Source organism: Bacillus sp. (in: firmicutes) (assembly GCA_012842745.1).
GTDB lineage: Bacteria > Bacillota > Bacilli > Bacillales > Bacillaceae_J > Schinkia.
This window is the reverse complement of the sequence record DUSF01000004.1, coordinates 56,931-73,096: the sequence shown is the minus strand read 5'-3', so window position 1 is coordinate 73,096 and position 16,166 is coordinate 56,931. Positions and strand designations below refer to the sequence as shown.

The window sequence follows — 16,166 nt, the reverse complement described above, 5'->3', positions numbered from 1 at the left end:
TGTTAAGGGGGGATTTTTTTTGGTTAAATTTAGGCGGCGCTATTCTAGAAAAGGGCCCTTACCTTTTCAAGCTGTGTTTATTATTACTTTTATAATTTTTGCACTTTTTACCTTCCAAGGTTTATGGATTATTAATAAAGGTATTCAACCAACTTTAATGAGCATAGCTGAAAGTAGGGCAGAACAATTTGCAACCCAAGCAATAAATGAAGCATTAAAAAAGAAAATTGCTGAAGACAATGAACAAATAGATGATTTAGTTATTGTTGAAAAAGCAGAGGATGGCAGAATTTCAACCATTGGTTGGAATACAGCGGCAATGAGAAATTTTCTATGGGATTCAACACAAACTGTCCAAGATTATTTGCATGCGATTGAAAAAGGTGAAGTTCCTCCAACTCATTTTTCAGAGGAACAACCAGTAACAGTTCCACCTAACCGAAAAGGCATTATTGCCGAAATTCCACTAGGTCAGGCAAGCGGAAATGTATTATTGGCAAACCTAGGACCAGTCATTCCTGTTCGTTTTTCAATGGTTGGTGAAGTAAATTCTGATGTTATAAAAAAAGTAACCGAGCATGGTATAAACAATGTTCTCATTGAGCTGTTTATTCATGTGAAGGTCAAGCTTAAAGTCATTATACCATTTGAATCTAAGATGATTACTGTTACAACTAATATCCCAATTGATATAAGAAACATTCAAGGTGAAGTTCCATATTTCTACAATAGTGGGGAAGGTGGTAAGCCATCAATAGAAGTGCCACTACCTTAATTACGGGGACGTGGGGACGTTTTAGTGTCCCCACGTTTCATTATTTTTTCCGTTGTCGTTCTTGTCTTTCCCATGTGCGTAGCGATGGGTATGGGTCATAAGACCATTCGGTAATCCCGTTGTCTTTATATATTCCGTAATGAAGATGTGGAGGGAATTTACCCGATGTACCTGGTGGGCCGTAACCAGAACTTCCTGCGTATCCAATGATTTGGCCAGCTTCAACGAGTTGACCTGGCTTTAGTTTTCCCTCAAAACCAGATAAATGAGCATAGTAATGGTAATTATTGTTAATATCCCGAATTCCTACCCTCCATCCCCCATATTTATTCCATCCTTTCAGTTCAACTACACCGTAACTTGTTGAACGAATAGGTGTCCCATAACCTGCAAATATATCTGTTCCTTCATGGATACGAATACCACCCCATCCACGGCGATCTCCCCATGTACTTCGATAGGAATAATTCCATTTAAGTGGCATAGGAAAAGCATGTTTTTCGGAAATATTTAAGCCGTATTGTTCAAACAGTCGAGCATTATTCATAATAATCCCAACTGTTTTATCACGTTGATAATAATCCCAAAGGGCGATTTTAATATGTTTCTTGTCAAAACCGTAGGATGAAATATAGTGCGCAAATGTAAATAATACGTCCTCATCATTATTGCGATCCGCCAATCCGTCATCATTGCCGTCTAAGCCAATACCTCCAAAAAATTTAATCATATTGTCATTCGTTTCATCAAGATTTGGATTTAGCGGACCAACCCATTGGCGTGGTGAAAAATAAATTCCTATTAATCCTTGTTCTTTCGGCAGGTCTCGGCGGGCGCGGCGTACACTTCGTTCATATTGATCAATGGCCGCGATATAATACCAAGATATTTGTGTGATTGCTTCTATTTTTTTATATAAGGCCAATCTTTCTTGATAAATATTTTCAGTTGTTGGAGTTGCTCTCGTTATGTTCGGGTCTATACTCGAAAAAAATAGAAGTAAGAGTATAAAAATGACTGTTCGTTTCACAACGTCAAATTCCCCTTTCAATAATTAATTCCTATTGTTAGTTTGTTAAGAAATCAAAAATAAATAGTTGGGAAATAAAGTTAACAATAGGTTAAATAATGGAAAGGTAGAAATGATAGGCACAGTATGGTACATTGAACACAATATGACTACTTAAATAGTTGGAGTGAGAAGATGACGGCTGAAAATTTTAAAAGAAAACCGGAATGGCTTAAAATAAAGTTAAATACAAATGAAAATTATACGGAATTAAAAAATCTGATGCGTACGAAAGACTTACATACTGTTTGTGAAGAGGCTAAATGTCCGAACATTCATGAATGCTGGGCAGAAAGACGAACTGCAACATTTATGATTCTTGGCGATGTATGTACGCGGGCCTGTCGGTTCTGTGCCGTCAAGACAGGTCTTCCAACCGAAACGGACTTAGAGGAGCCAAAAAGGGTTGCGGATTCTGTCAAAGCGATGAATTTAAAGCACGTTGTCATTACAGCTGTTGCTCGTGATGATCTATCTGATGGGGGAGCAACGATATTTGCTGAAACAATTAGAGCAGTTCGCGAAAGCTCGCCATTCACGTCGATTGAGGTGCTGCCATCAGATTTAGGTGGTAATCTAGACAGTTTGAAGGTTTTGATGGAAGCGAAGCCTGATATTTTAAACCATAATATTGAAACGGTGCGCCGCCTTTCAGACCGAGTTCGGTCCAAGGCAAAATATGATCGCTCATTGCAATTTCTTTATAATGCAAAGCAAATTCAGCCTTCGGTTCCAACAAAGTCAAGCATCATGATTGGCCTAGGAGAAACTAGGGCTGAGATTATCGAAGCAATGGCTGATTTAAGAGCACATGACGTTGATATTTTAACAATTGGCCAATATTTACAGCCAACACGACAGCATTTGCCTGTAGAAAAGTATTATCATCCCAACGAGTTTGCTGAACTTAAAAAAACTGCTATAGAAAAAGGCTTTAAGCATTGTGAGTCAGGACCCCTTGTACGGTCATCGTATCATGCAGATGAACAAGTCGACGCTGCTACAAAAAACATAAGCAATATGATAAAATAATCGGTAAAGAGGTGAGAGGATGATAATAAACGGTATACAATATGAGGTTGTAGAAGACTATCGTGACGGATTTAATGAGGATGCTATTAAAGAACGGTATAGCGATATTTTAAATAAATATGATTATATTGTTGGTGACTGGGGATATAGCCAACTAAGATTAAAAGGTTTTTTTGATGATGCAAACCAAAAAGCAACAGCGGAAACGAAAATTAGTACACTTTCAGAATATTTGTATGAATATTGCAATTTTGGCTGTGCTTATTTTGTTTTAAAAAAGGTAAAGCGGTAGTAATTTATTCCACAAACCGAGGTTTGTGGAATCTTATTTTTTATACACTACGGTGATGTATACGGCATTTCGTGATTCGTATCAGGGTCATCGTGCGTTGGGTGTGCACCAGGATATTCACGCGGCAAATCTTGATGCATAGACTTGAACTCGTAGTTGAAAGCACTGTATCTACGCTGTCCTTCTTCCCACGGTGTACTCTTAAGTTCCACGGGTGCCTCTTGTCGAATTGAACAGCCATATGCTCCATCAGGAAATTCCTCAGGAATTAAAAAGTTTCGCATTGTTTCAACATTTCCAAAATCCGCATATTCCTCACGTTTTCCACTTTTATTCCAAAAACCCAAAAAAACCACCTCCTATAGGTAGGATTCACTATAAAAGGCGGTTTCATGTAATGAAAGTCAATCCAATTTATATTGAAGTAATTCCTCTAAGAAAATGACGAAGGTCTTCCGCATCTTCTTCATCTAAATTATAAATATCTTCAAGATAGCCTGGTTCATTCAAATCATCATGACCGATAATCGCAAAGCGATGGCTTTGCGTGTCAAGAACAATATTTTTACCATAATAGCGATCCGTTTGAATGATAGCTAAATCAAATCTTTGCTTCGTACCGACAAAACTGATGAATCTCGTTTTGGCTTCAACTATATCATCATAAAGAAAGAAAAAATCTGAGATAATAATCTCCTCCATCCTCGAACTTTTGCTTACCGAAATCTATTTTACAACAAGAACCATATCTTGTCGTGGAAAATGCTATATTGTTATTATTAGTATGTCGGTTTTCTGTCAAAAGATTATCGAAATTGGATGATGCTATGCTAAAATAAATATATGCGAAATGAACATAATAAATATAAGAAAAAATGTGAGGTGGATTACAGTTGTATTTTGTAGATCGTGATAAAATTGAACAATTATTACAACTAATTGAAAACAATATTAAAATTGTTAATGAACAAACTAGCTGGCAGAGCCATCTTGAAAAGCTTGCATTAGAGCGAGTTGTTCACCTTGTAATCGAATCAGTTCTTGATGTCGGAAATTCGTTGATTGATGGTTTTATTATGAGGGATCCGGGCAGTTACGAAGACATTATTGATATTTTATTAGATGAAAAAGTAATTGATGCTAATGATGAGCTTCCGCTTAAAACAATTATTTCTTTCCGTAAGGAAGTTGTCCAAAATTATACAGAAATTGATCATGGACAAATTTTACAGGAATTAAAAGAGCATTTAGAAGCGTTAAAGGCTTTCCCAGACAAGGTTCGTCGCTACTTGGAAAATGAATTAGGGGTAATAACTGCTTTTAAAAGATAAAAATGTTAACAAAAATTCGATAATATATAAATATGAAACTTTAGAAATGTCGAAAATTGTGTTATAGTGTGGGGTAGGGTGGTGATGTCAATGGCTAGTAATACATCTTCAACTAGGGATGAAATTCTAACAATGTTAAAGATGAACAAACGTATGACAGTGACGGAAATGGCGAATCAATTGCAAATTACTGAAATGGCTGTTCGAAGACACTTAAATACGTTGGAAAAAGATCGTTATGTTGAAACAATTCTAGTTCGACAAGCGATGGGGCGCCCTTTAAATATTTATCAGCTTTCTGAAGCCGGGGAAGAACTATTTCCACGAAACTATAAAAATATTATTCTAGAATTTATAGCTGATATTGAAGAATTGAGCGGCCAAGAAATGGTGGACCAGTTGTTCGAAAGACGTAAAAACCGTATGAAGGAAGCGCTAATCAAACGCTTGGATCATAAACCATTGGAAGAAAGGCTTGAACAGCTAGTTCAAATTCAAAATGATAACGGCTACATGGCAAATTTAGAAAAAAATGAAGATGGTAGCTTCCAGCTTTCCGAACATAATTGCCCAATTTCTCTTGTCGCTAATAAGTATAATGCTGCTTGTCACCGGGAACTTGAATTATTTAAAGAAGTTCTTGGTACAGATAAGATTATTAGACATTCATGCATAAGCGATGGCGATGGTGCATGTCAATATCATATAATGAAGTAATCCTAATAAAGCTGTCTTATGTGTCTATGATTGATATTGACACATGTAAGACAGCTCTTTCTTATATATTGAGGAGTGTGAACTTGTGAAAAAATACAATGCTTATTTAATTGATTTAGACGGAACGATGTATCGCGGTACAGAACGGATTGAAGAAGCCGTTCAATTTGTTAAGGCTTTACACGAAAAACAAATCCCCTATTTATTTGTCACAAATAACTCATCTAGACGACCAGACCAAATTGCGAAAAAGCTGCAGTTGTTTGAAATACCGGCAACAGAAGAACAAGTATTTACTTCTAGCCAAGCAGCGGCGAATTACATAAAAGCACAAAACAACGGAACAAAAATATATATGATTGGAGAGGACGGCCTCCGTCATGCCCTTCTTGAGAAAGAGCTTACCATTGTTGATGAAAAGCCCGATTATGTTGTTGTTGGAATTGACAGGGATATTTCCTATGAAAAGTTAGTAAGAGGCTGCTTAGGAATCCGGAGCGGGGCAACTTTTATTTCGACAAATGCAGATATAGCGATTCCGACTGAGAGGGGGCTACTGCCTGGCAATGGAGCATTGACATCCGTTATATCAGTTTCTACAGGAGTAAAGCCAATTTTTATCGGCAAACCCGAATCAATCATTATGGATCAAGCCTTAAAAGTGTTAGGGACGAAAAAGGAAGAGACATTAATGATTGGTGATAATTATGATACAGATATTGCGGCTGGAATGCAGGCAGGCCTTGATACGCTTTTAGTTCATTCAGGAGTAACAACAAAGGAAAAATTAACAACTTATGAAAAGCAACCGACTTATGCAGTCGACTCTTTAAGTGAATGGCTGGATAGAATTTAGGAGAGCGATGCGCCAATGTTTTATACATTTTGGGTAGTTTCGGTCATTAGAGCACTGCGCTAGTACCCGTTTTAATAATTTAAGGGCAACTTCGGTCACTAGAATACCGTGCTAGTGACCGCATTTATAATTTTTGAGTACTTACGGTCACTAGAACACCGCACTAGTGCCCGCTTTCCAACAATTTAAGCAATAAAGGTCACTAACTACTGTCTTTACGGTAGTCTTAGTCGGTTTTCTGCCCATATTTAACTTCCTACTCCACATTTTTAGCTCGATGGGCGAGGCGGCTTGATGCTGCTGCTGCAATGGCACCAACAATATCATCTAAAAAAGTATTGCAAACATCGTCCTGCTTCTCGTTGATTTTTTCTAAAATTCCCGGTTTTTGCTTATCGATGTAACCGTAGTTCGTAAAACCGATTGAGCCATATACATTTATGATGGAGAGGGCAATGATTTCATCAACGCCATACAAGCCTTCATCATTTAATAATATTGTTAATAATGGCTCGGAAATTAGTTTTTTTTCTGCTAACATATCCAATTCGATTCCTGTTATAATAGCGTTTTGTACTTCCCGTTTTGATAAAACTCGTTCAACATTCGCTAAACATTCCTCAATTTGTAAATTCGCATGATATTTCTTCTGTAAATAATATACTAAATCAGCAATATCGCTAAGGTTTACTCCGCGTTCTTTTAATAGCTCTCTTGCTCTTTTTTCGATAGCGTCCATATTCTTTTCATCCTTCATCTCGTTTATCACCTTTTCTTATCATAATATACGTTTTTCGCATAATTTATGTTCATAATTTATTCTTAACTTTTCCAATAAACTCCACTTTATACTTCGGATTTTGCTTTGAATACATACATATAAATTAGGATGTAGAAAAAAGGAGTGAAAGATCATGATGGAAAGGGATTTATTCGAACAATATCGCTTAAATAGCAATCAATATGTTCGTTATCGAAACTACAATGCCTTTTATGAAAAAGGAGATTTGTATGTTATTGTGCCAATACCCCACTTGGAAAAAGAGGAATTACTAGAAATAAAACAAATAAGTGATTTTTTGCTTTTTCAAAAAGAGGATAGAATCGCAATGTTTATGCCAACTGTTACCGGAGAGTTAGTTGGTAACATCAATAACGGAAAAGTAGTTATTTATAAAATGCCAAGATTAAATAGAAGAAAAATGTTCACGGATGGCGAGGAGTTAGCAAGATTTCATGCATTGGGCCGTTTATATCCATATCCTCCGAAAACAGCAACACGTCTTGGTTTATGGAAATCCTTATGGGAGTCACGCCTTACTCAACTGGAAAATTGGTGGGGGCAAAAAGTACGGGAAATCCCAGCCAACCGTTTTGAAAAATTATTTTTCGACTCGTTTCCTTATTATCTTGGTTTGTCCGAAAATGCTATTCAGTATGTTGCTGACAGCATATGGGATGACGAACGCCAGGAAATGCAAACAGGGACGATTTGCCATGTGAAATATAAGGGGCAAATCGAATCAGATATGGTTATTTTTCCAACTGAATTAACCTATGATCATCCTAGTCGTGATCTCGCAGAATGGATTAGACATAAGTTTGCCGTTGGGTTCGATTTACAGGAAATGAGGAGCTTTTTGTATCATTATGAAAAGCGGATGCCATTATCACCTACAAGTAGGAGAATGTTATTTGCCAGATTGTTATTTCCCGTTCCATACTTTGAATTGATTGAAGGCTATTATACGGCATCAACTGAGGACGTAAAAAAATGGTATGAAAAAAACTTTATTCACTATGTCGAGGAAACAGAGCGTTATGAGCAATTTTTGAGAACATTTTTTAAAAATATTAGTTTATCTACAAGAAATAAGCAAATTCCTAAAATAGAATGGCTTCAAGGTGTAAAATTTTAAGCGAATTATGTTACTATTAGAAAAGGTATCTTTGGCGTTTCTGTCCCGAAAAATCCGGCAGCTATATTTAATCCAAGCGAGTACCTGTTAACAAAAAAATCTCTTGTATTGAAAAGGAATAACATCTATAATGTCCATATGGTGAAAACAGGTGTGTTCCAATTGTAGACATAGAGGAAGGGGAAATAAAATCGTGAAATCAATTTCTATCGGATTATTAGGGTTAGGAACCGTTGGCAGCGGTGTTGTTCAAATTGTAGAACGTCATCAAGACAAATTAATGCATCAAGTTGGGTGTCCGGTTGAAATTACCAAAATTGCTGTAAAAGATTTGCATAAACAGCGTGATATCGAAATTGATCCAACTAAATTAACGACAGACCCAAATGAAGTGATTGAAAATCCAAACATCGACATCGTTGTTGAGGTGATGGGTGGAGTTGAAGAAACGAGAAATTACGTGATTAAAGCACTTCAAAATAAAAAGCATGTTGTGACTGCTAACAAAGACTTAATGGCAGTTTATGGGATAGAGCTTTTGCAGATTGCTGCAGATAATGGCTGTGATTTGTTTTTTGAAGCAAGTGTTGCCGGCGGTATTCCAATCATCCGTAGCTTAGTAGACGGCTTGGCATCTGACAGGATTACAAAAATGATGGGGATTGTGAATGGAACAACGAACTATATTCTTACAAAAATGTCACAGGAAGGCCGGGCCTATGAAGAAGTACTAAAAGAAGCGCAGCAATTAGGGTATGCTGAATCCGATCCGACCGCAGATGTAGAAGGCTTAGATGCCGCTAGAAAAATGGCGATTCTTGCGACACTGGGCTTTTCGATGCTCATTGATCTCGATGATGTAAAGGTAACAGGCATCTCAAGTATAAATGAGGAAGATTTAGAGTATAGTAAACGCCTTGGTTACACAATGAAATTAATTGGTATTGCTAGCCGTGATAATGATAAAGTCGAGGTCAGTGTGCAGCCGACATTATTGCCGAATAGTCATCCGCTAGCGACTGTAAATGATGTTTTCAATGCTGTTTATGTTTATGGTGAAGCCGTAGGGGAAACAATGTTTTATGGCCCTGGTGCAGGTCAATTACCAACGGCAACATCAGTTGTTTCCGATCTCGTTGAAGTGATGAAAAACATGAGATTAGCTGTTAATGGAAGAAAGTATGTTGCCCCGCAATATACAAAGAGCTTGAAATCTGATGAGGAAATCTTGTCAAAATATTTCTTGCGTATTCATGTTAAAGATCAAGCCGGTGCATTTGCGACGATTACTGCCCTATTCTCGAGCTATAATATCAGCTTTGAGAAAATTCTGCAGCTACCTTTAAAGAAGCGTGGTATAGCAGAAATTGTAATCATTACACATCAAGCAAATCAAAAGGCTTATAATGAAATTATGGAAAAACTTATTACATTAGATGTAGTTTATGATGTTAAGAGTAGCTACCGAGTTGAAGGAGAGGAAGTACTATGATGTGGTGGAGAGGTTTAATTAATCAATACAAGGAATATTTACCGGTGACAGAAAAGACGCCAATGTTGACTTTGAATGAAGGGAACACACCGCTTGTTCCTTTAGAAAATTTATCAGAAATGTTTGGTGTTGAGCTTTATGTAAAATATGAGGGTGCTAATCCAACAGGCTCATTCAAAGATCGTGGCATGGTGATGGCTGTTGCAAAAGCGAAAGAAGAAGGAAGCAAGACGATTATGTGCGCTTCTACTGGTAATACATCTGCTGCCGCTGCCGCTTATGCAGCTAGATGCGGGATGCGCTGTATCGTTTTAATTCCTGATGGCAAAATTGCCGCAGGCAAATTGGCACAAGCAGTTATGTATGGTGCTGAGATTTACGCTATTCAAGGAAACTTTGACCAAGCGTTAAATATGGTGCGTAGTATCACTGAATACGCTCCAATTACGCTTGTTAACTCTGTTAACCCATATCGTATCGAAGGTCAAAAAACAGCCGCATTTGAAATTTGCGACCAATTAGGGGATGCACCAGATATTTTAGCAATCCCTGTAGGAAATGCAGGTAATATCACTGCTTACTGGAAAGGTTTTAATGAATACCATGCGAAAAAAGGAACAAGGCTACCTGTGATGCGTGGCTTCCAAGCTGCTGGTGCAGCGCCGATTGTCCGCGGTGCTGTTGTCGAGAATCCGGAAACAATTGCAACTGCAATTCGCATTGGTAACCCAGCAAGCTGGAAAACAGCTGTTGCTGCAGCAGAGGAATCAAATGGTAAAATTGATGAAGTAACAGATGAACAAATTTTAGAAGCATACCAATTAATTGCTCAAAAGGAAGGCATGTTCGCTGAACCTGGCTCATGTGCATCAATTGCCGGTGTTATTAAACAAGTAAGAAGCGGCGAAATTCAAAAAGGTTCAAAAATCGTTGCCGTGTTAACAGGTAATGGCTTAAAGGACCCTGATTGTGCTGTTAATACTGCTTCAGTTAAACCAATCGTGTTGCCAAATGATGAAAAAGTTGTCTTTGAACATATCCAAGGGGCGGTAACACAATGACCAACAAAAAGGCTTTTAGAATAACTGCACCAGGAAGTACAGCAAATCTAGGGCCGGGTTTTGACTCTGTTGGGATGGCAGTGAATCGTTATTTAGTTTTAGATGTTACACCACATTATGAATGGGAGTTCGTAGCAAGGTCCAATGACCTTGTTGGACTCCCATCTGGTAAAGATAATTTAATGTATAAGGTTGCTTTGTCAGTTGCCGAAGATTACGGTTTTGAATTGCTGCCCCATAAAGTGGAAGTAATGAGCGACATTCCATTATCAAGGGGGCTTGGCAGCAGTGCAGCTGCAATCGTTGCCGGAATTGAACTGGCAAATCAAATCCTTGATTTAAATTTATCAAACGATGAGAAACTAAGACGAGCAAGTAATATAGAAGGTCATTTGGATAATGTGGCGGCATCTTTATATGGGGGCTTAATCGTCGGTAGCCATCGTGAAGATGGAACAGATATGGTCCATGGTGGATATCCTGATATTGATATTGTTGTCTATATTCCAACTTATGAGCTTGAAACAAAAAAGTCGCGCAGTGTTCTTCCAGAACAAATGGATTTTAAAGAAGCTGTGCTCGCTAGTGGAATTAGCAATGTCCTTGTTGCAGCGCTGTTAACATCGAATTGGGAATTAGCGGGGAAAATGATGGCAAGAGATTTATTTCACCAGCCATACCGTGGGGAGCTTGTGCCAGAATTAGAAAAGGTTTATTCATTAGCAGATGAATTAGGTGCCTTCGGCGTAGCGCTTAGTGGTGCCGGTCCGACGATTATTTGTTTTGCCCCTAAAGGCAAAGGGGAGTCGATTCAGAAGCGTTTACAGCAAAGCTTTCCTGCTGCTGATATCGAAATTTTACAAGTCGATCAAGCAGGTTTATCGGTAGATACAAATTGTATAGTTGATATTGAAAAACAACCCTCAATGAAATAAGTGCATTGAGGGCTGCTTTTATGGTGAATAAAGTTAAAATACTTGTTCCACTTCGACAATTCCGGGAACTTCCTCAACTAAAGCTCGTTCAATTCCTGCTTTTAAAGTGATTGTAGAACTTGGACAGCTACCGCAAGCACCCATTAAACGTAATTTAACAATTCCATCTTCGACATCTACTAATTCACAGTCACCGCCATCACGTTGCAAGTAAGGGCGGAGCTTGTTAAGGACTTCTTCAACTTGCTGAAAGATTGTATTATTATCACTCATTAAAATCTTCTCCTTTCTTACCTACCTATTATAATTGTTAGCAAAATAAAAATCTATTCAAACAACTTCGGTTTCAAATTATTTTCCAGTTGTGCTTTATAGTTTATCTCCCATACGTTATTTAGTAAAATGTAAAAGTCAGGATATGTACTAAGTTAAGCAGAAAGAGGTCATGGCATGATTTACCCACTTATTGAATTTTGCATAAGTAATTTGGCAGAAGGGGCACAGAAGGCAAAGGAAACGCTAGAAAAGGACCCGAATCTTGATGTCATTGAGTATGGCTGCCTGGGCTATTGCGGGAAGTGTGCCAACACATTTTTCGCATTAGTTAATGGAGAATTTGTTTCGGGAGCTACCCCCGATACTTTAGTTGAAAATATCTATAAATTTTTAGATGAAAATCCAATGTTTTAAACTTTTGAACGAACAGTGGGGAATACTCACTGTTCATTCATTCTATATTTATTAGTTCGCCTCTTCATTTGTATGATTCTCATCTGCAGAATTATTTGCTTGATCAGCATCCTTTTCTTTTAAAATATCTCTTGTTGCAAACCATTGCTGTCTAGCTAAATCAACGACTTTTCGTTCAAGTGTTGTATTTTGTTTATCAACAACCCTCGCAAGATGAGTTAACGCTTCGTCATAATGACCTAACCTTTTATTTAATTCACCTATTAAATATAAAACTCGGATTTCTGTTAAATCAGTATTACCATAGTATGCATCTAAATAAGCACCATTTAATTGCTCTAATGTCAATTCCATAAAGCGCTCTTCCTCTTTTTCATTTCCCATTCGCCGATAAAGCCATGTAAGACGCAGTAAAATGCTAGCGATTACGATTGCTTTTTCTTTTTTTAATGTTGCGCAGTAGAATGCTAATTTGTAAGTTTGAATGGCTTGATGAATCGTTCTTTCACCGCCAAAGTCATGTGGAACCCATTTCATTGACACTGAATTAATAATTTCCTCTTTTGTACCCTCAAAGAAATAGGTTTGATATTGATCAGTATAAGAATACCCACATGAAGGACAAACCTTTACAAAGTATAAAAGTGGGCTAATCGTTTCGTCATGGTAGTAAGGACAAAAATCGGAATCAGTATGATCAACTTTTACAAAACGCGAGCGTATTTTTTTTGAGGTAAAAGCGGTTTGGCATAACGGGCAAGTTTCTTTTTTATCGTATAAGGGTGTTAATTGCTCATTTGACATTAGTATCATCCCCCACCTATTTATTACTAATAATGTACCATTAATTGTAGTATTAAGGTACTGCTTTGGACATGTATAAAGAAAATATCAACTTGGTCACAATAATACGCTTTTGGAATAAATATATAATAAGCAACATTTTTGTATTAAATATTTAAAATTAGTATACTGATAACAATATGTAAAATGAGATCCATCAGAAGGAGGTTCAGTATATGAATATTATAATAACAGAAGCGGCTGTTAATCAAATTTTCCATATGATGAAAGAGGAAGGCAATGAGAATTTGCTTTTGCGCATCGGCGTTAAAGGTGGTGGCTGCAGCGGTTTATCATATGGGATGGGATTTGAGGAAGAAAAGTCTGATGAAGATTTACTATTTACTCAGCATGGTTTGAAAGTTTTGGTAGATAACAATGACGCACCAATCCTAAATGGGGTTAAAATTGATTATAAGCAAAATATGATGGGTGGCGGCTTTACGATTGATAATCCAAATGCAATTGCATCTTGTGGCTGCGGTTCCTCCTTTAAAACAGCCGATCGTACAGGTACACCGGAAGAATGTTAAAACGAGTGACATATGGAAAAAGAGCTAAGTCAACTTAGCTCTTTTCTTAGGAAATACTAAACTTTTTACTCGAACATGCTTGACGAATGCAATGGTTGGACTTTTGCATTCGGGTCAATATAGGCCTTGGCAACGTTAACGGCTGTTGGCGCTTCCCCGAAACCAGTTGCAATTAATTTTATTTTTCCGTCGTAAGTTGCAATATCTCCAGCGGCATAAATACCCGGAATATTAGTTTCCATTCTGGAATTTACGAGAATAGCGTTTTTGTCAATCGTAAGCCCCCAATCTTTAATTGGGCCTAAGGAAGAGACAAACCCATAGTTTACGATTAAGGCATCAATATCGATGGTAACTTCTGCCTTTGTTTTTGCCTCTTGTAAGACTATTTGCGTAATTTTTTCACCATCGCCAATTAACCGTACAGGATTGTATGGAGTGAGTACCTTTGCTTTCGAATTCATTAAATTTTCAACGCTATGCTCATGGGCACGAAATTTATCACGCCTGTGCGCAATTGTAACTTCCTTCGTCATTGGTTCTAGCATCATTGTCCAGTCAACGGCAGAGTCACCACCGCCAAGTACAACAACACGCAACCCAGCGAATTTATTCATATCATCAACGAAATAGTGTAAATTCTTACCTTCATATTGTTCAGCCTCAGCTAGTTCAAGACGACGTGGTTGAAAGGCACCGTTACCAGCAGTTATAATAATCGTTTTCGTAAAATGAACTTCTGAGTGAGTGGTCAGTTTAAATGTGCTGTCTGCTTGTTTTTCAACTTTTTCTACAGATTGATTTAACACAATGGTTGGTGCAAATTTGCTCATTTGCTCTTTTAATTTGTTAATTAATTGTTGAGCTTGCACTTTTGGAAACCCAGCAACATCATAAATATATTTCTCAGGGTAGAGTGCTGATAATTGTCCACCTAATTGTGGGAGACTTTCAATTATTTTTACGCTTGCTTGTCTCATGCCAGCATAGAATGTTGCGAATAGACCACAAGGACCTCCGCCTATAATTGTGATATCATAAACTTTAGAATCAATTTTCATCATCAATCCCCCCAACCATATATATATCTTTTACTAAATTTTATTCTAGCATACTCCATAGTGAATTACTTTAATATTCAGACAAATCAACAAACGTTAATACCATTAAAAAATTAGAAAATTTAAAAATTAGGAAAACTAGTTGATTAATGACGAAAAAAGGAATAAGATGTTGTCTATATATAATTGTTAATTTTTTGTTACAGAAATACAAATTTTTTGTGAACAAAATGTTATCACGGTTTTGTTTGTGAAAATAGTAACATGTTATAAAATTTTTGCTTATAACAGAAAATAAAACAACAAAGAAAAAGATGGATGTGATAGGTTTGAAACGACCAGAAGTATTAATCTTAGGAGCAGGATACGGCGGCATGATGACTGCTGTCAATCTACAAAAAACAGTAGGTGTTAACGAAGCAAATATTACACTTGTGAATAAACATGATTACCATTATCAAACAACATGGTTGCATGAAGGTGCAGCAGGAACAATTCATCATGATAAAATTCGCATCCCTATAAAGGATGTTATTAATCAAAGCAAAGTGAAGTTTGTGAAGGATACAGTTGTTGAAATTAAACCACAAGAAAAAAGAGTTATTTTGCAAAATGGCGAGCTTACTTATGATTATTTAGTCATTAGTCTTGGTTTCGAATCAGAGACGTTTGGAATAAAAGGCTTGAAAGAATATGCTTTTTCAATCGCAAGTATTAATTCTTCAAGACTCATTCGTGAGCATATTGATTACTGCTTTGCTAAGTATAATAATGAACAAGAAAAGCGTGATGAATTATTAACAATTGTCGTCGGTGGAGCCGGCTTTACAGGTATAGAATTTCTAGGGGAATTAGCAAATAGAATTCCCGAGCTTTGCAAGGAATTTGATATAGATCGTAAAAAGGTACGTGTGATTTGTGTTGAGGCAGCCCCAACGGCATTGCCTGGTTTTAATCAGTCTTTAGTTGAGTATGCGATGAATTATTTAGAGCAAAGAGGAATTGAATTCAAAATTGGGACAGCTATTAAAGAATGTACTCCTGAAGGCATTATCGTTGCGAAGGATGATTATGTTGAAGAAATTAAAGCCGCTACCGTTGTATGGGCGGCAGGTGTACGTGGAAACTCTATTATTGAAAAGTCAGGATTTGAAGCGATGCGTGGCCGTGTAAAAGTCGAGCCTGATTTAAGAGCACCAGGCTATGATGATGTATTCATCATTGGAGATTGCGCGTTATTAATTAACGAAGAAATAAACCGCCCATATCCGCCAACAGCACAAATTGCGATACAAGAGGCTGAAACATGTGCTGCTAATATAGCAACTCTTGTAAGAGGAAAAGGTGAGTTAAAGAAATTCGCACCGGATATTAAAGGTACAGTATGTTCACTAGGCGACGATGATGCGATAGGAGTTGTTGGCGAACGCCAATTATATGGTGCGCAAGCTGCATTTATGAAAAAGATGATTGATAACCGCTATTTGTGGAAGTTAGGTGGATTATCATTAGTTCTAAAAAAAGGAAAGCTTAAACTATTTTAAAACATAATAATTGACG

General features: G+C 37.2%; 20 protein-coding genes. 13 read left to right on the top strand and 7 right to left on the bottom strand.

Translation table 11 applies throughout. From position 1 onward, the window contains the following. Positions 1 to 19: 19 nt before the first annotated feature. Complete coding sequence (gene yunB, locus GX497_00870; GenBank protein ID HHY71788.1) at positions 20 to 775, top strand: sporulation protein YunB; 756 nt, start codon at positions 20 to 22, stop codon at positions 773 to 775. 40 nt (positions 776 to 815) lie between these two features. On the opposite strand, the gene GX497_00865 is transcribed toward yunB, so the two are convergent. Continuing rightward, complete coding sequence (locus tag GX497_00865) at positions 816 to 1,805, bottom strand: peptidoglycan DD-metalloendopeptidase family protein (protein HHY71787.1); 990 nt, start codon at positions 1,803 to 1,805, stop codon at positions 816 to 818. A 174-nt stretch (positions 1,806 to 1,979) separates the two neighbouring features. Here GX497_00865 and lipA point away from each other — a divergent pair, with 174 nt between their 5' ends. Next, positions 1,980 to 2,876: a lipoyl synthase gene (gene lipA, locus GX497_00860; GenBank protein ID HHY71786.1), complete on the top strand. Its 897-nt coding sequence runs from the start codon at positions 1,980 to 1,982 to the stop codon at positions 2,874 to 2,876. A gap of 19 nt (positions 2,877 to 2,895) precedes the next feature. Then, entirely contained in the window at positions 2,896 to 3,168 is a 273-nt protein-coding gene (locus tag GX497_00855) for a DUF1027 domain-containing protein (protein ID HHY71785.1), read from the top strand. A 47-nt stretch (positions 3,169 to 3,215) separates the two neighbouring features. Here the strand turns inward: GX497_00855 and GX497_00850 are convergent, their stop codons facing one another. Then, on the bottom strand, positions 3,216 to 3,452 hold the full coding sequence (locus tag GX497_00850) for a cytosolic protein (protein HHY71784.1): 237 nt from the start codon (positions 3,450 to 3,452) through the stop codon (positions 3,216 to 3,218). A 130-nt stretch (positions 3,453 to 3,582) separates the two neighbouring features. Then, positions 3,583 to 3,855, bottom strand: a complete 273-nt coding sequence (locus GX497_00845; GenBank protein HHY71783.1) for a DUF3055 domain-containing protein — start codon at positions 3,853 to 3,855, stop codon at positions 3,583 to 3,585. A gap of 206 nt (positions 3,856 to 4,061) precedes the next feature. Here GX497_00845 and GX497_00840 point away from each other — a divergent pair, with 206 nt between their 5' ends. From GX497_00840 to GX497_00830, 3 genes are all read left to right on the top strand, one after another. After that, complete coding sequence (locus GX497_00840; GenBank protein HHY71782.1) at positions 4,062 to 4,499, top strand: DUF86 domain-containing protein; 438 nt, start codon at positions 4,062 to 4,064, stop codon at positions 4,497 to 4,499. Between the two features lie 90 nt (positions 4,500 to 4,589). Next, positions 4,590 to 5,216 (top strand): transcriptional regulator, encoded by a 627-nt coding sequence (locus tag GX497_00835; GenBank protein ID HHY71781.1) that lies wholly within the window; start codon positions 4,590 to 4,592, stop codon positions 5,214 to 5,216. A gap of 85 nt (positions 5,217 to 5,301) precedes the next feature. Then, positions 5,302 to 6,072 carry a TIGR01457 family HAD-type hydrolase gene (locus GX497_00830; GenBank protein HHY71780.1) on the top strand — a complete coding sequence of 257 codons (771 nt, stop codon included), beginning with the start codon at positions 5,302 to 5,304 and terminating at the stop codon, positions 6,070 to 6,072. A gap of 256 nt (positions 6,073 to 6,328) precedes the next feature. Here GX497_00830 and GX497_00825 read toward each other — a convergent pair whose 3' ends face one another. Next, the gene (locus tag GX497_00825) at positions 6,329 to 6,811 is read right to left on the bottom strand and encodes a phosphatidylglycerophosphatase A (protein HHY71779.1); all 483 of its coding nucleotides are present in this window, start codon (positions 6,809 to 6,811) and stop codon (positions 6,329 to 6,331) included. Between the two features lie 175 nt (positions 6,812 to 6,986). On the opposite strand from GX497_00825, the gene yutH reads away from it, so the two are divergent. The 4 genes from yutH to GX497_00805 all read left to right on the top strand — a co-directional run bounded on the left by yutH (position 6,987) and on the right by GX497_00805 (position 11,479). Beyond that, a complete protein-coding gene (yutH, locus tag GX497_00820) occupies positions 6,987 to 7,991 on the top strand; it encodes a spore coat protein YutH (GenBank protein ID HHY71778.1) in 1,005 nt (334 codons plus the stop codon). Positions 7,992 to 8,181: 190 nt separating this feature from the next. Continuing rightward, complete coding sequence (locus tag GX497_00815) at positions 8,182 to 9,483, top strand: homoserine dehydrogenase (GenBank protein ID HHY71777.1); 1,302 nt, start codon at positions 8,182 to 8,184, stop codon at positions 9,481 to 9,483. Continuing rightward, a complete protein-coding gene (locus GX497_00810; GenBank protein ID HHY71776.1) occupies positions 9,480 to 10,544 on the top strand; it encodes a threonine synthase in 1,065 nt (354 codons plus the stop codon). The genes GX497_00815 and GX497_00810 overlap by 4 nt, the downstream gene beginning before the upstream one ends. Beyond that, positions 10,541 to 11,479 carry a homoserine kinase gene (locus GX497_00805; GenBank protein HHY71775.1) on the top strand — a complete coding sequence of 313 codons (939 nt, stop codon included), beginning with the start codon at positions 10,541 to 10,543 and terminating at the stop codon, positions 11,477 to 11,479. Before GX497_00810 ends, GX497_00805 begins: the two co-directional genes overlap by 4 nt. A gap of 33 nt (positions 11,480 to 11,512) precedes the next feature. Here the strand turns inward: GX497_00805 and GX497_00800 are convergent, their stop codons facing one another. Then, a complete protein-coding gene (locus GX497_00800; GenBank protein ID HHY71774.1) occupies positions 11,513 to 11,752 on the bottom strand; it encodes a NifU family protein in 240 nt (79 codons plus the stop codon). A gap of 177 nt (positions 11,753 to 11,929) precedes the next feature. Between GX497_00800 and GX497_00795 the strand changes: the two genes are divergently transcribed. After that, a complete protein-coding gene (locus GX497_00795) occupies positions 11,930 to 12,169 on the top strand; it encodes a YuzB family protein (GenBank protein ID HHY71773.1) in 240 nt (79 codons plus the stop codon). A gap of 51 nt (positions 12,170 to 12,220) precedes the next feature. Here GX497_00795 and GX497_00790 read toward each other — a convergent pair whose 3' ends face one another. Next, positions 12,221 to 12,973, bottom strand: coding sequence for a DUF2225 domain-containing protein (locus GX497_00790; GenBank protein ID HHY71772.1), 753 nt, complete (start codon positions 12,971 to 12,973; stop codon positions 12,221 to 12,223). Positions 12,974 to 13,188: 215 nt separating this feature from the next. Here GX497_00790 and GX497_00785 point away from each other — a divergent pair, with 215 nt between their 5' ends. Beyond that, the gene (locus tag GX497_00785) at positions 13,189 to 13,545 is read left to right on the top strand and encodes an iron-sulfur cluster assembly accessory protein (GenBank protein ID HHY71771.1); all 357 of its coding nucleotides are present in this window, start codon (positions 13,189 to 13,191) and stop codon (positions 13,543 to 13,545) included. 65 nt (positions 13,546 to 13,610) lie between these two features. On the opposite strand, the gene GX497_00780 is transcribed toward GX497_00785, so the two are convergent. Next, the gene (locus GX497_00780) at positions 13,611 to 14,606 is read right to left on the bottom strand and encodes an NAD(P)/FAD-dependent oxidoreductase (protein HHY71770.1); all 996 of its coding nucleotides are present in this window, start codon (positions 14,604 to 14,606) and stop codon (positions 13,611 to 13,613) included. Between the two features lie 314 nt (positions 14,607 to 14,920). On the opposite strand from GX497_00780, the gene GX497_00775 reads away from it, so the two are divergent. Continuing rightward, positions 14,921 to 16,150 carry an NAD(P)/FAD-dependent oxidoreductase gene (locus GX497_00775; GenBank protein ID HHY71769.1) on the top strand — a complete coding sequence of 410 codons (1,230 nt, stop codon included), beginning with the start codon at positions 14,921 to 14,923 and terminating at the stop codon, positions 16,148 to 16,150. Positions 16,151 to 16,166 lie beyond the last annotated feature (16 nt).